The sequence below is a fragment of the Streptomyces sp. NPDC038280 genome (assembly GCF_055600045.1).
In genome coordinates this window covers 153,273-166,251 of sequence record NZ_JBVJYZ010000013.1, presented here as the reverse complement: position 1 = coordinate 166,251, position 12,979 = coordinate 153,273, and the positions used below count along the sequence as shown (strand labels likewise).

Annotated in this window: 12 protein-coding genes and 2 tRNA genes; 5 read left to right on the top strand and 9 right to left on the bottom strand. The window is 72.8% G+C overall.

Annotated elements, in window-relative coordinates; translation table 11 throughout:
* Positions 1-136 precede the first annotated feature (136 nt).
* Both ACZ7J0_RS24565 and ACZ7J0_RS24560 read left to right on the top strand, forming a co-directional pair.
* Complete coding sequence (locus ACZ7J0_RS24565) at positions 137-895, top strand: IclR family transcriptional regulator (protein WP_470890691.1); 759 nt, start codon at positions 137-139, stop codon at positions 893-895.
* Between the two features lie 74 nt (positions 896-969).
* A tRNA-Lys gene (locus ACZ7J0_RS24560) sits at positions 970-1,043 on the top strand.
* A 92-nt stretch (positions 1,044-1,135) separates the two neighbouring features.
* Here ACZ7J0_RS24560 and ACZ7J0_RS24555 read toward each other — a convergent pair.
* Both ACZ7J0_RS24555 and ACZ7J0_RS24550 read right to left on the bottom strand, forming a co-directional pair.
* A complete protein-coding gene (locus ACZ7J0_RS24555) occupies positions 1,136-1,810 on the bottom strand; it encodes a LuxR C-terminal-related transcriptional regulator (RefSeq protein ID WP_470890689.1) in 675 nt (224 codons plus the stop codon).
* Complete coding sequence (locus ACZ7J0_RS24550; RefSeq protein WP_470890687.1) at positions 1,768-3,051, bottom strand: sensor histidine kinase; 1,284 nt, start codon at positions 3,049-3,051, stop codon at positions 1,768-1,770. The genes ACZ7J0_RS24555 and ACZ7J0_RS24550 overlap by 43 nt, the downstream gene beginning before the upstream one ends.
* Before the next feature lie 202 nt (positions 3,052-3,253).
* Here ACZ7J0_RS24550 and ACZ7J0_RS24545 point away from each other — a divergent pair, with 202 nt between their 5' ends.
* Complete coding sequence (locus ACZ7J0_RS24545) at positions 3,254-3,610, top strand: DUF805 domain-containing protein (protein WP_470890685.1); 357 nt, start codon at positions 3,254-3,256, stop codon at positions 3,608-3,610.
* Positions 3,611-3,665: 55 nt separating this feature from the next.
* On the opposite strand, the gene ACZ7J0_RS24540 is transcribed toward ACZ7J0_RS24545, so the two are convergent.
* The 3 genes from ACZ7J0_RS24540 to ACZ7J0_RS24530 all read right to left on the bottom strand — a co-directional run bounded on the left by ACZ7J0_RS24540 (position 3,666) and on the right by ACZ7J0_RS24530 (position 7,527).
* On the bottom strand, positions 3,666-5,357 hold the full coding sequence (locus tag ACZ7J0_RS24540) for an AMP-binding protein (RefSeq protein WP_470890683.1): 1,692 nt from the start codon (positions 5,355-5,357) through the stop codon (positions 3,666-3,668).
* 25 nt (positions 5,358-5,382) lie between these two features.
* The gene (locus tag ACZ7J0_RS24535) at positions 5,383-5,973 is read right to left on the bottom strand and encodes a lytic polysaccharide monooxygenase auxiliary activity family 9 protein (RefSeq protein ID WP_468710759.1); all 591 of its coding nucleotides are present in this window, start codon (positions 5,971-5,973) and stop codon (positions 5,383-5,385) included.
* 144 nt (positions 5,974-6,117) lie between these two features.
* On the bottom strand, positions 6,118-7,527 hold the full coding sequence (locus ACZ7J0_RS24530) for an SPFH domain-containing protein (RefSeq protein WP_470890681.1): 1,410 nt from the start codon (positions 7,525-7,527) through the stop codon (positions 6,118-6,120).
* A 751-nt stretch (positions 7,528-8,278) separates the two neighbouring features.
* Here ACZ7J0_RS24530 and ACZ7J0_RS24525 point away from each other — a divergent pair.
* Positions 8,279-8,476: a hypothetical protein gene (locus ACZ7J0_RS24525; RefSeq protein ID WP_470890679.1), complete on the top strand. Its 198-nt coding sequence runs from the start codon at positions 8,279-8,281 to the stop codon at positions 8,474-8,476.
* A 418-nt stretch (positions 8,477-8,894) separates the two neighbouring features.
* Here ACZ7J0_RS24525 and ACZ7J0_RS24520 read toward each other — a convergent pair whose 3' ends face one another.
* Complete coding sequence (locus ACZ7J0_RS24520; RefSeq protein ID WP_470890677.1) at positions 8,895-10,289, bottom strand: peptidoglycan-binding protein; 1,395 nt, start codon at positions 10,287-10,289, stop codon at positions 8,895-8,897.
* Between the two features lie 184 nt (positions 10,290-10,473).
* Between ACZ7J0_RS24520 and ACZ7J0_RS24515 the strand changes: the two genes are divergently transcribed.
* A tRNA-Lys gene (locus ACZ7J0_RS24515) sits at positions 10,474-10,547 on the top strand.
* 64 nt (positions 10,548-10,611) lie between these two features.
* Here ACZ7J0_RS24515 and ACZ7J0_RS24510 read toward each other — a convergent pair.
* The 3 genes from ACZ7J0_RS24510 to ACZ7J0_RS24500 form a co-directional block, all read right to left on the bottom strand.
* Complete coding sequence (locus ACZ7J0_RS24510) at positions 10,612-11,295, bottom strand: class F sortase (RefSeq protein WP_470890675.1); 684 nt, start codon at positions 11,293-11,295, stop codon at positions 10,612-10,614.
* 1 nt (position 11,296) lies between these two features.
* Complete coding sequence (locus tag ACZ7J0_RS24505; protein ID WP_470890777.1) at positions 11,297-11,944, bottom strand: hypothetical protein; 648 nt, start codon at positions 11,942-11,944, stop codon at positions 11,297-11,299.
* Between the two features lie 215 nt (positions 11,945-12,159).
* Positions 12,160-12,939, bottom strand: coding sequence for an HAD-IIA family hydrolase (locus tag ACZ7J0_RS24500; RefSeq protein ID WP_470890673.1), 780 nt, complete (start codon positions 12,937-12,939; stop codon positions 12,160-12,162).
* Between the last annotated feature and the right edge of the window lie 40 nt (positions 12,940-12,979).

Here is a 12,979-nt window from a genome sequence, read left to right as displayed (position 1 = left end):
GCATATGCCATGGTGGTGCGCCCCAGCGTATGACGCTGGGGCGCCGCATCAATCTCGCCAACAGCCGCCCCCGAAACGGTCCTTGGCGGCTATCGTGGTACGGAAGCTTGCGGTCACAACCTGCTAGGGGGAAACCGTGGCGCTGAAGCCCGAGCCCACCGCACCGTTCCATTCGGTGCAGTACGCCCTTCGCGTCCTTGAGACGGTCTCAAGGCACGGCGGCGGAGTGACCGACGTCCAGATCGCCCGCGAGACCGGTCTTCCGGTCGGCCATCTCTCCTCGATGCTGCTCATGCTGCGTCGCGAGGGGTACGTGGAGCAGGTCGCCGACGGCGCCTATGTGATCGGTGACTCCCTCGTCCTGCTCGGTTCCGGCGCCACGCGCCGCGAGGCCCTGGAGAGCAAGCTCCAGGAAACCCTCACGGAGCTGCGCGACACCGTGGGCGCCGCCGTCTACATCAGCCGGTACATCGACGGCGAGGTGAAGATCACCCAGATGGCGGACGGCCCGCGCACGCCCAAGGTCAACGAGTGGGTCGACTTCCGCTCGGCCGCGCACGCCAGCGCGGTCGGGAAGTGCCTGCTGACCCAGCTCGACCAGAACGGCCGCCGGGACCACCTCTCTCGTCACAAGATCGCGCGCCTGACCTCGCGGACGATCACCAACGAGAAGGTGCTCTTCTCCAAGCTGGACAGCCAGCCGCCGACCGTCCCGGTGCTCGATCTCCAGGAGTACGCGGTGGGTACGGTCTGCGCGGCGGTGCCACTGACGGCCGGGTCCGCGGTCGGATGCCTGGCACTGTCCCTTCCGATCGAGCACGCGCACCGGCTCCGCTCGGCGGCGGACGCGCTGAACCGGCGGGCGGCTCCGGTGGTGCTCTCCCTGGCGATCTAGGACCGGGTACGGCGCCTCGGGGGCGGTGGTCTGGAGCACCCCCGGACAGCAGGTAGTATTAATGCTGTCAGCAGGCGCCGCTAGCTCAGTTGGTTAGAGCAGCTGACTCTTAATCAGCGGGTCCGGGGTTCGAGTCCCTGGCGGCGCACAGACGGAAGAAGCCCCTCGCGGACGCGGGGGGCCTTTTCGTTGCCCTGACCGCGGTCCTCCGCACTCCACCGACGCCCTGTGCCGTAGGCCTCATGCCCGCAGATAGGCGAGGACGGCGAGGACCCGGCGATGGGTGTCCTCCGCCGGCGGCAGGTTCAGCTTCCCCAGGATGTTGCCGATGTGCTTGCCGACGGCGGCTTCCGTGACCACCAGCCGACGGCCGATCTCGCCGTTGGAGAGGCCCTCGGCGACCAGCGAGAGGACCTCGCGCTCGCGCGGCGTCAGCGCGGCGAGCGGGTCGCGGTGGCGGCGCAGCAGCTGCCGCACCACCTCCGGGTCGACGACCGTCCCCCCCTCGGCCACCCGGCCCAGCGCGTCCACGAACTCCTCGACCTGTCCGACCCGGTCCTTGAGGAGATAGCCGACCCCGGTGCCGTCCCCGGTGTCGAGCAGCTCGGTGGCGTAGCTGCGCTGCACGTACTGGCTGAGGACCAGGACCGGCAGCCGGGGCCGTTCGGCGCGCAGCGCGAGCGCGGCGCGCAGGCCCTCGTCCTGGAAGCCGGGGGGCATCCGGACGTCGGTGACGACGATGTCCGGGGCGTGCTCGGCGACGGCGACGGGCAGCGCGTCCGCGTCCCCGAGGGCGGCGACCACTTGGTGGCCGAAGCGGGCCAGCAGCCCGACCAGCCCTTCGCGCAGGAGCACGCTGTCCTCGGCGAGCACTACCCGGAGCGGACGGCTGAGGGGGCGGCTGCTGGTCGGCACGGGATCTCCACGGTCAAGGCGGTCGGGCCGCCCGGCGGGCTGATGATCGTCAGTGTGCCATCGAGCACGGACAGCCGGTCGACGAGGCCCGTGAGCCCGCTGCCGGTCCCCGAGACGGTGGCGCCGCCGCGGCCGTCGTCATGGACCTCGATGCGCAGGAGACCGCGCTCGTGGCGGGCGGTGAGACGGGCCGTGCGGGCGCCGCTGTGCCGGCCGATGTTGGCGAGGGCCTCGCAGACGGCGAAGTAGGCGGCGCTCTCCACCGGCGGCTCCAGCCGGGGCAGGGCGTCGGGGCCGCGCAGCTCCACGGGGACGGCGGACCGGTCGGCGGCGTCGGCGAGGGCGGCGCCGAGGCCGTAGTCCGTGAGGACCCGGGGGTGGATGCCGTGGATGAGATCGCGCAGTTCGGCGAGAGCGCGGCCGGCCTCGTCGTGGGCCCTGGCGAGCTGGTCGGCGAGGGGGCCCGGCGGGGCGTCGAGGCGGGCGAGGCCGAGGGCCATGGTGAGGGCGACGAGCCGCTGCTGGGCGCCGTCGTGCAAGTCCCGCTCGATCCGGCGGCGTTCGGCCTCGAAGGCGTCGACGAGGCGGGCCCTGGAGCGGGTCACCTCGCCGATCCGGTCCCGCAGCTCGGCCTCGCGCGGGGCGAGCAGGGCTCGGGCGAGAGCGGCACGCGCGCCGGCGAGGACACCGATCACGTACAGGCCGAGGGCGAGAGCGGCGAGGCCGACGAGGAAGGCGGCGAACGCCTGCGGGTAGGACGTGAGGAGCGGCCCCTTGGCGATCCGTGCCTCGTGGCCGTCCAGGGCCAGTTGGGCGGGGGCCGCGAGCAGGGCGGCGGGCAGTCCCAGGGCGGCGGCCAGGGCCAGCAGGTCCAACGGCCACAGGACGACGGCGTGCAGGACGGCGTACGCGAGCTCCCGCCAGGTGGCCTGCTCGCGCACCCGGGTCCGCAGCCAGGCCGCGAGCCCCGGGTCATGCGGTACCCGGTGCGGATCGGCGGCCCGTTCCCGGTCGACGAGCCCGAGCCTCCGCCGCTCGATCCCGCCGAGGGCGACGCCGGTGAGCAGGAGCAGCGGCAGCCCGACGACCAGCACGGAGAATCCGGCGAGCACCAGCAGCAGGACGAGCAGGGGCGCGCCGGTGAGCACGGCGCTCGCGAGATACCCGACGGACCGCCAGGGCCAGCCGGTTCGCAGGTAGTCGCCCCTGGTCAGGGCCTGCCAGGGGGTACGGGAGTCCATGCGCCTCACGGTAGGCGGGGCGCGGCGGGGGTGGCCATCTGCCCAGAGGGCGTACGTCGGTGGGGCAGGCCCTACCTTCCGTCGGGCGGGGTTCACCGAATGGTGACCTGAAATCCGTTGACCTGATCATTACAAGCCCATACGTTCTCCCCCTGGCTCGATCCATCTGGACGGGTCCACACCGTCCATCGGGGGGAATCCCATGAACTGGTACGTAGACGTACTCAAGAAGTACGCGGTGTTCAGCGGTCGCGCGCGCCGCCAGGAATACTGGATGTTCACGCTGATCAGCTCGATCATCAGCATCGTCCTGCTCGTCATCGACAAGATGATCGGCACCGGCCAGGTGCTCCAGCTGATCTACACGGTCGCCGTGTTCCTGCCGAGCCTGGGCGTTCTCGTCCGCCGTCTGCACGACACCGACCGCTCCGGCTGGTGGTTCCTGATCGGCCTGATCCCGCTCGTCGGCTTCATCATCCTGATCGTCTTCCTCGCCTCGGACAGCAAGCCGGGCCAGAACCAGTACGGCCCGAACCCCAAGCAGGTCGGCGCCTACTAGTCGTTCGCACGGGAGCCCGGGCAGGCCGTCAGCGGTCCGCCCGGGCTTCCGGCGTTCACCGGCCCAGCAGGTCCGCCCTGCCGCTCGCCGCGTACGCGGCTTCGAGGGCCGAGCGGTCCTCCGCCGTCAGGCGCCGGTAGGGGCCGCCCCCCGGCGACCACCAGACGGTGTCGTCGCACTGGAATCCCTCGCGCCGCAGCGCGACGCGGTGGACCTTGTTCGTCGCCGTCACCGGCATCGCGGGCACCAGACGTATGAAGCGCGGGGCCATCTTCGTCCCGAGGTCCCGCTGGTCCCGCAGGAAGCCCGCGAACGACTCCGGGGTGAAGGATTCGCCCTCGCGGAGCGCCAGGGCGGCCATGACCTGATCGCCCGCGACCGGGTCGGGGACCGCGTAGACGGCGACGGCGGCGGCAGGGTCCCAGCGGGTCAGGATGCCTTCGATCACCGCGGCGGCGAGGTTCTCGCTGTCGACCCGCAGCCGGTCGTCGGTACGGCCCGCGAAGTAGAGGAAGCCCTCCGGGTCACGGAAGAAGAGGTCACCGGACCAGTACCAGTCTCCCCCGGAGCCCGCGGCCGGGGAGGGCCCCGGGCGCACCCGCGCCGCGTCCGCCTCGGGGTTGCGCCAGTAGCCCTCGAAGGGGCTGCGCCCGCGGTTGACGAGTTCGCCGATCGCCTCGTCACCGTTCAGCAGCCGCCCGGCGCCGTCCAGTTCGGCCGGCGGCCGCTCCTCGCCGGTCTCCGGGTCCACCACCGCCAGATCGTCGCCGGGCGCCGCCCGGCCGATCGCCCGCGCCGGAGTGTCGGGGGTCCGCTGGATGGCCGCGCCGCCCTCCGAGGAGCCGTAGCCCTCCACCAGCCGTACGCCGAAGCGCGCCTCGAAGCGGGCGGCGTCCACGGCGCCCGCCTCCGTGCCGAAGCCGAGCCGCAGCGGGTGCTCGCGGTCGCCGGGGTCCCCCGGGGTGGCGAGGAGGTACTGCACCGCCCGGCCGACGTAGGTGAAGTAGGTCGCGCCGAACTCCCGTACGTCGGGCAGGAAGCGGGACGCCGAGAAGCGGCGGCGCAGGGCGACCGAGGCGCCTGCGGCCAGCGCGGGCGCCCAGTCGGCGATTACCGCGTTCCCGTGGAACATCGGCATGCAGACGTAGTGCACGTCGTCGGGGCGCACGCCGAAGTGCGCGACCAGCGACCGGCCCGCGGCCGCCAGCCTGCCCTGACTGCAGATCGCCGCCTTGGGCGCGCCCGTGGATCCGGAGGTGAAGTAGAGCAGCATCCGGCTGCCGGGCCCGACGGGTCCCACCACCGCCTCGCCCGGCTTCGCTCCCTCGTACGGGGCGAGCAGCCGCGCGTACGCGTCCGTGTCGGTCACGAGCACCCGCACGCCCGGCAGTTCGAGACCGTCGAGCAGGGGAAGGTGCGCGCGCTCGGTGACCAGGACGCGGCAGTCGGTGTGCAGGATGTCGCGCGCGAGTTCGGCGCCGCGGCGGGTGGGGTTGATGCCGGCGACGGCGGCCCCGGCGAGGGCCGCCGCGCTCAGCCACAGCGGGAACTCGGGTGTGTTGTCGAGCAGTACCCCGAGGTGCGGCTCTGCGCCCCGGGGCAGCAGCTCCACGAGCAGAGCGGCCCGCGCGGCGGCGCCCGCGGCGACCTGGTGATGACTCAGCGCGAGGTCGTGGCTCCTCAACCCCGTCCTGTGGTCGCCCCATTGCCGTTGTACGAGCTCCGCCACGGTGTCCGCGCTCCGCATGGGGCGGAGGCTAGCTGACAATACGTCAGAACTGAACGTCCGAGCAGGCGTAGAACGCGTTCGCCGTGTCGGCGATCGTCCAGACGGCCAGGATCAGGTGCTTGCCGGACTTCCCGCCGGGGATCGTGCCGGAGTGCGACAGCGTGGCGGGCGGCTGCTGGCTGTTGTAGGGGACGGTGAGGAACGGCTGCGATTCCAGGGCCGCCCGGGTCAGCTTCTGGCTCGGGTTCCAGCCGTTCTTGGTGATGTAGTACTTGAAGTCGGTGGTGCGGTGCCGTGCGGTGAACTGCCAGCGGAAGGTGTAGCTCTGACCGGACGACACCCTGGTGGCAGGCCAGGAGCCGCCGCGCGGGTCGTCGAGCTGGGCGAACTGTCCGTTGCCGCCGGAACAGATCGTGCCGTCGGCGGGTCCGGCGGCCGGGAAGCCCTTGGGGCCCTCGACCGACTGCGGCTCCCATTGGATGTTGCCGCAGTTGGTCACCGTGCCGTTGGCGCAGAGCTTCTGGCGGCTGATCGGGGAGTCGGTGTACCCGTGACTGCTGGCGCTGCTGGTGGCGAGGAGGGAGGCCCCGGCAACGCCGAGGGCCACCACCGCCGTACCTATCTTGTGTCGCATGCTGTCCGCTCCAGAGAACGTGGGGGAGTTCCAGTGACCCGTGCTGCACGCGTGCGGTAGAGCTGATTCCGGTCTAGACCAAGTTCCAATGTAGGAGCGGGAGTTGGCGGTGTCCAGACAATCGGAGGAACGGGTCCAGACCAATTAAGGCACCTCGACCGGACCACTGCGACCCGTGTAGAACGCCACCGTCAGGTCCTTGACCAGGCCCTTGCGTTCGTAGTCGTCCAATTCGACCAGACCACGTGTGGTCAGCCGGTGGACCATGTCGTCGACGGCGTCCACGACGGACGTCAGCACACTGTCCCGGTGCTTGGCGTCGATCGCCGCGATCCTCCTGCGCTGCATCGCGGTCGCGATCTCCGGCGCGTACTCGATCCCGGTCGGCTGGGCCGAGAAGACCTCGATGCCCACCGGTGCGCACTCCGCCGACAGCATCCGGGTCAGCGCGTCGCCGACGACCACCGCGTCCCGCAGCGTCGGAGCGTCCTCGTGGAACGCGTCGGCCGGCAGCTGCGACAGCACCCGCGCCATCGCCGCCTCCACCTGCTCGCGCAGGTAGTCCTCGTGGTCCTCGACGGTGAGCACCGCACGGACCGTGTCGCGGACCCGCCACACCACCAGCACGACCACCCGGAGCGCCGTGCCCTTGGCGTCGACGGCGGGCAGCGGCTCGCTGCGCCAGTGACGCAGCCGTACGTCGACGCGACGACGCAGCAGGAGCGGGCTCACCCAGACCAGGCCGGTCCGGCGCACACTCCCCCGGTACTCGCCGAAGAGCGTGAGCACCCAGGCGTACCCGACCCGGCCGCGGCCGAGGCCGCCCAGGGCGAAGAGGGCCACGAGCACGCCGAGCGCGAGCAGGACCCACTGGCCCAGGTGGACACCCTGGTACGGGTTCGACGGCAGCCCGAGCCGCTGGGTCACCACCTGTGGCACCGCCCCGGCGCCCCAGAGCACCAGCGCGCAACCGCCGAGCGCGGCGGCCCCCGCCACGATGCCGGTCCAGCCGGGCAACACCGGTCCGGGCCGTTCCCTGAGCCTCGGCTCGACGATCGGCACGGCCCGTGCGGAGCTCCGCGCGGACCTGCCCCGGGACGCCCGCCCGGCCGGCGCCCCGGTCCGCGACAGGGCGGTCGCTCCGCCGGGGCGTCCGGTGGCGGCGGGCGCGGGGTCCGTCGGCCGGGAGTCGGTGGTGGGCGGAGAGGGGGCCACGTCGACGGGAGACGTCGGCTGGAGGTCGGCCGCGTGCGGGAGGGGGCCGCCCAGGAGCGCGGACGGGGCATCGACCGAGTTCACGGGTGATCCCGGCGGAGGCGCCAGGCGGTGGTCCGTCGCCTTGCGCAGCGAGTCGTCCAGAGCGGCGGCCTCCGCGGTCTCGTGACGGGACGCCACCGGGGCGGCGCCGGTCGCCGGGGACCCTGGCGGGGAGAGGAGGAATCCGTCGTCCTCGGAGGCGCCTTCCGGAGAGTCGGAAGCGTGGACGGGCGGGTCGAGGGGGAACTCTTCACCGGTCCCGCCGGGGGCGGCCCCGACCGAGCCGAACCCGGTCATGAAGCCCACTTCGGGCGCGGGTGCGCCGGGGCGGCCCGAGCCCGTCACTGTCGCTTCGTCCGCGGCCCTGGACGCGGCCGGAATGGAGCCCGCGGGGGATGCGCCGGCCGTCGGCTCGGGAGCCGCCTCAACCGTGACCGGAGTCGACGCCTCGGACGGTCCGGCCGCCGACGACCAGGCCGTCCCGCCGCCAGGTCCGGCGTAGCCACCCGACACCCCCGCCATCACCGAGCGCGGATCCGCCGAGTACGAGGCCGAGGATTCCCAGGTTCCAACCGCCGGCGCCACGGGGGCAACGTCCGACCCGGCTGACACTTCCGGCGCGCCGACCGCCGTCGGCTCGGGGGCAGCAACCGACCCGGCGAAGCCACGCGTCGCCTCGGCCCTGACCGAACCCGACGACTCCACCGGACACTCGCCCGACGGTTCCGGCGCGCCAACCGCCGTCGTCGCGCGAGCAGCACTCCACCCGGCCGACGGTTCCGGCGCACTCACCTCCCCCGTCTCGGGAACCGTGCTCCACCCGGCCGACGGATCCGGCGCGCCGACCGCCGTCGCCGCGCGAGCAGCACTCTCAGGCCCGGCATACGGGCCCGACGCCTCTTCCCTCGCGGAGGCCGGCGACTCCGCCGGAGAGCCGGCCGAGGGATCCGGCGCACCCCTGCCTGTCACCACGGAAACCTCCCGCCACCCGGCCGGCAGTTCGGGCACCCCAACCGGCCTCGCCACGGGGGCAGCGCCCCCCGGCCCGGTGTACTTGCCCCGCCCGATCGCCGTCGCCGCGCGAACGGTCCTCCCCCGCCCGGTGTACGAGCCGGTCGGCCTCGCCGTCGTCGCCGCGCAGCCCGTACCCGCGTACCGGCCCGGATCGGCCGTCCTCGCCGAGCGCGGCGGGTCCGCCGGGCCCGCCACGCGGACCACGTGGGCTTCCCTCACCGGCTTCGCGTAGCCACCCGACGGGTCCGGTGCGGCGGTTGCCCAGACACCCGGAGCCGCCGGCGCCGCAGGTGTGTAGCGGCCCGACGGGTCCGGTGCGGCGGCCGGCCTGACAACCGGAGCCGCCGGCGCACCGCCGTCCGTCGGGTTCAGGGAGGGCATCGGCTGCGTCGCCGGGCCGCCGTCGTCTTCGCCGTCCTTGTCCGCAGGCCGGGAGGACCGGGGCGCGGACGCCGACAGCATGGTGGGTCCGGGCATGCCGGAGCCCGACCTTCCCTCCTCCCGGAACAGCAGATGGACCGGGATCGTGCCGGTCGTCTCGGATCCGATCACCGGGGTGCGCCGCACCCCGGTGTCCGACGGGCCCGGGGTGTCCGGCTCCGACGTCGCCATGCTCATGGCTCCCACCTCACGCTCTCACTCGATCAAGGTCAGCGGAACAGCCGGCGCCAGGTCTCCGGGCCGGGATAGCCGTCGGCCGCGCTGCCGCGCCATCCCTGCGCCCTCTGGAACGCCTCGACATTGCGCCGGTCCGCCTCGCCCCAGCGCGGGCCCGGACCGGACAGGTAGTACTTCCCGAAGCCCCGCTTCACCAGTTGGCGGCCGAGCTTCTCGACATGGGGGCTGGAGCGGCCGGGGCGGAAATGGCCGAGGCCGGGGTAGGGGGGCGCGGAGGTCTGGGGGCCCGTGGCGGGCGAGGGACCGGACGAGCCGGGCGCCACGGCCGGGATGTCCTTGCCCAGCTTGTTCACCAGAAGGCGCCAGGTCCGCGGCCCCGGCAGCCCGTCCGCTTCCGCGCCTCTCCAGCCCTGCGCCTTCTGGAACGCCTGGGTGGCCAGCCGGTCCGCCGCTCCCCAACGGGGCCCCGGACCCTGGCTGTAGAAACGCTTGCCGCCCCGCTGGACGAGCATCTGGCCGAGACGGGTCACATGGGCGTTGGCGGCGCCGGGCCCGAAGAGCCCGGCGCCGGGGAACAGGGTCGTCTCGGGTCCGCCGCCGCCGGCGCCGGCGGAGCTGACGAGGCCGTTGTAGCGGTAGGCGGTGTAGCGGGCGGCGTTGTTCCAGTACGCCATCGGCGTGGGCTGCTTACGAGCGCGCGGTGGCGCCTGCTCGTAGGCGATGTAGTAGGTGCGCGTGTAGTCGGCCCAGCCGCCGAAGATCGTGACGTGCGATCCCTTGCTCGGGTTGGCGGGGTTGTGGAACAGCAGGATGTCGCCGGGCTCCAGATCGGCCCGGCTCAGCTTCGTCCCGTACCGAGCGAGGGTCCCCGTCCACTCGTTGCCGCGCAGGTTCCACGCCATGGAGACGAATCCAGAGCAGTCCTGGCGGTACCCGTCCGACCAGTACGTCGTCATCGAGTACGGCACTCCCGCGTCGATCCAGCGCTTGGCGCGGTTGATGATCTCGGCGCGGGTGGTCTGCCTCAGCGGCTGTGCCGGCCTGTCGATCCCGCTGGCCGTCGCGGCGCCACCGGGGGCCGGGGTGCCCTGGGGTCCGGCCGATGGCCGGCCGTGCAGCGGCCCGGTGCCGCCCTGCGGCGTGTCGGGTTCCGGGTCGGCCGCGTCAACCGTGTCGGCCCGCTCGGGACCGGCCGGCGCGAACGGTCCGGCCGACCGCGCCACGGCGCTCGCGCACTGCGCCCCTCCCCCGCCGAGCACCACGCCCGCCGCCGTGACCAGCACGAGCGCGCGGCGGGCGCCGTGCGCCGCCGGGTAACCGCCCGCTCGAACGGGCAGCCCGAGCGCGAGGTCCCGGCGCTCCCGGGCGCATCCGGGGCAGGCGCAGTCGGCGGTGGGCTCGTACTCCTCGAAGACCGGCACGCTCATGCGTTTCCCCTCCGCACTCGTCACGATCTCTTGGCGCTTCCGCACGGGCACCCCTGTCTCAACTGTCCAGACATAGGGCATTTTGACTGATTGACGGTAAAAAGCGACTATCCGACAGGCCGAAGCGGCCGGGTATTGGTCGGAACCACCCCGGAGCATCGGGTAAAGTTCTCCAGGTCAGCAGGCGCCGCTAGCTCAGTTGGTTAGAGCAGCTGACTCTTAATCAGCGGGTCCGGGGTTCGAGTCCCTGGCGGCGCACGCAGAGTCGAGGCCCCCTCACCATCGGTGAGGGGGCCTCGGTCGTGCGGCGGGGCCGCGCGGGCTACGCGCTCTCGGTCCGGGCGCCCGCCACACCGGTGAGATACGCGGAGACCACCACGTTCGCGGTGTACGCGCCCGCCTCCCGGTCGAAGGTGCCGCCGCACGTGATCAGCCGCAGTTCCGCGCGGTGAGCCTGCCGTTGGCCGTAGGCCTTCTTCGGGTCGAACCGGTCCTTGCTGAAGACCTGCACGTCGTCGATGGTGAACTCGGCGACCGTTCCGTCCGCTCGCGTCACCTCGACCTTCTCTCCGGGGCGGGCCGCGCTGAGCCCGTGGAAGACGGCGGCCCTTGTCCGCGTGTCGACATGGCCGACGAGGAGCGCGGCGCCGGACGCCCCCGGTTGCGTACCCGCGTCGAACCACCCCACCGTCTGCGGCGTCTCGAAGGGCGGCGGGTCGATCGCTCCCCGGGCGTCGAGGCCGCGCGGGATCACGGGGGCGCTGACCCCCATCGACGGGATGTCCACCCGGTACGGCTTCGAGGGGGCCAGCGGCTCGTGGGCGGGAGGCAGGGCGACACCGAGCGGCCTGCCGACGGCCGCGACGTCACCGGTGGTCGGTGCGGAGCTACTGCCGGACCCGCCCGTCGCCTCCTTGCCCCACAGCCACAGACCGAGCAGGAGAACCGCCCAGGCCACCCCGGTGAACAGCCGCTCGGTGCCGGCCGCGCGTTCGCCGGACGGCATGTCAGTCGGTGCCGCCGCGGCGGCGGCGCACACCGCGCACGGCGACGAGCACGGCCGCCACGGCGGCGAGGATCAGGCCGATCACGGTGTGCGGGGTGCCCGGGCCCTGCCCTTCCCCACGGGGAGGCGCGGGAGCCGGAGCGTCGGCGCCCAGAGCGGCCGTCCCCCCGCCGCCGGCGCGCACCGGGGCGACGGGGGTGCGGACCGCCTGCGGCCGCTGGGCCTGCTCGCGATCCCGCCCCGGCTCCAGGCCCGTGTCCAGCTCCGGGCCCTGCCGCGGGGACTGCTGAGGGTCCGGTCGTTCAGGGTCCGGCCGGTGGGCCTGATCCGGTTCAGGACCCATGTGCGCGTCTCCGATCCTGAGGGACCCGGCGTTCGCGTGGTCCTGTCCGTCGCAGGTGACACTCACCGGGTACGTGCCCGCTCTGACGGTGGACCTGAGGGAGGTGTCCCCGAACAGCGGGCGGCCCTTGCCGTCGCGTCCGGAGAGCGCCACATCGGCGACGAACGCCGGGGACGTCACCGCCCCGGTCGTGCCCGCACAGCCCTGGACGCGGACGTCCACGTCGGCACCGGCCGTGAGTGTCGAAGGGGTGACCGTGACCTTCACACCGTCGTGGGCGTACGCCGGGGCGGACGACGCGAGCATCAGCACGGCGGCCGCCCCCAGGGACCGATAGACACAGGACCGAAAGGCACAGGAGCCGAGAGCACCGCAACGGAGGGCGCCGGAACCGAGAGCACGGGAACGGAGAGCGCGGGAACGGAGAGCAAACGGGCCTGAACGCATCGTGAACCTCCCAAGGGCAGGTTCCCCCCGTTCCCCGCATTCCGCACCCGCAAGGCGGCCGGTCGGGCGGATTCTCAGACGCGGTCGACCAGATCCGCGATCGAATCGACGATCTTGGAGGGCCGGTACGGGTACCGGTCCACCTCGATCGGCGTCGTCAGACCCGTCAGGACCAGGAAGGTCTCCATCCCGGCCTCCAGGCCCGCCAGCACGTCGGTGTCCATCCGGTCGCCGATCATCGCGCTGGTCTCGGAGTGCGCGCCGATGGCGTTGAGGCCGGTGCGCATCATCAGCGGGTTCGGCTTGCCCGCGAAGTACGGGGCCTTGCCGGTGGCCTTGGTGATCAGCGCGGCGACCGACCCGGTGGCCGGGAGCGGGCCCTCGGTGGAGGGGCCGGTCTCGTCCGGGTTGGTGCAGATGAACCGGGCGCCGGCGTTGATCAGCCGGATCGCCTTGGTGAGGGCCTCGAAGCTGTACGTACGGGTCTCGCCGAGGACCACGTAGTCCGGGTCGTGGTCGGTGAGGACATAGCCGATGTCGTGCAGGGCCGTGGTGAGCCCGGCCTCGCCGATGACGTACGCCGTGCCGCCGGGGCGCTGGTCGTCCAGGAACTGCGCGGTCGCCAGCGCCGACGTCCAGATGTTCTCCACGGGGACGTCGAGCCCCATCCGGGCGAGACGCGCGTGCAGGTCGCGGGCCGTGTAGATGGAATTGTTGGTGAGCACCAGGAAGGGCTTCCCGGTCTCCCGGAGCTTCTTGATGAAGGAGTCGGCGCCGGGGATCGGTACGCCCTCGTGGATGAGGACACCGTCCATATCGGTGAGCCAGGATTCGATCGGCTTGCGCTCTGCCATGGGGCGGGACTCCTGCCGTACAGGTACATGCGTGCTGGGG

Coding starts and splice junctions, on each gene's coding strand:
- ACZ7J0_RS24550 (WP_470890687.1), bottom strand. CDS start 3,051: ATGGACTCCCGTACCCCCTGGCAGGCCCTGACCAGGGGCGACTACCTG.
- ACZ7J0_RS24545 (WP_470890685.1), top strand. CDS start 3,254: ATGAACTGGTACGTAGACGTACTCAAGAAGTACGCGGTGTTCAGCGGT.
- ACZ7J0_RS24540 (WP_470890683.1), bottom strand. CDS start 5,357: ATGCGGAGCGCGGACACCGTGGCGGAGCTCGTACAACGGCAATGGGGC.
- ACZ7J0_RS24535 (WP_468710759.1), bottom strand. CDS start 5,973: ATGCGACACAAGATAGGTACGGCGGTGGTGGCCCTCGGCGTTGCCGGG.
- ACZ7J0_RS24530 (WP_470890681.1), bottom strand. CDS start 7,527: ATGACCGGGTTCGGCTCGGTCGGGGCCGCCCCCGGCGGGACCGGTGAA.
- ACZ7J0_RS24520 (WP_470890677.1), bottom strand. CDS start 10,289: ATGAGCGTGCCGGTCTTCGAGGAGTACGAGCCCACCGCCGACTGCGCC.
- ACZ7J0_RS24510 (WP_470890675.1), bottom strand. CDS start 11,295: ATGCCGTCCGGCGAACGCGCGGCCGGCACCGAGCGGCTGTTCACCGGG.
- ACZ7J0_RS24505 (WP_470890777.1), bottom strand. CDS start 11,944: ATGCTCGCGTCGTCCGCCCCGGCGTACGCCCACGACGGTGTGAAGGTC.
- ACZ7J0_RS24500 (WP_470890673.1), bottom strand. CDS start 12,939: ATGGCAGAGCGCAAGCCGATCGAATCCTGGCTCACCGATATGGACGGT.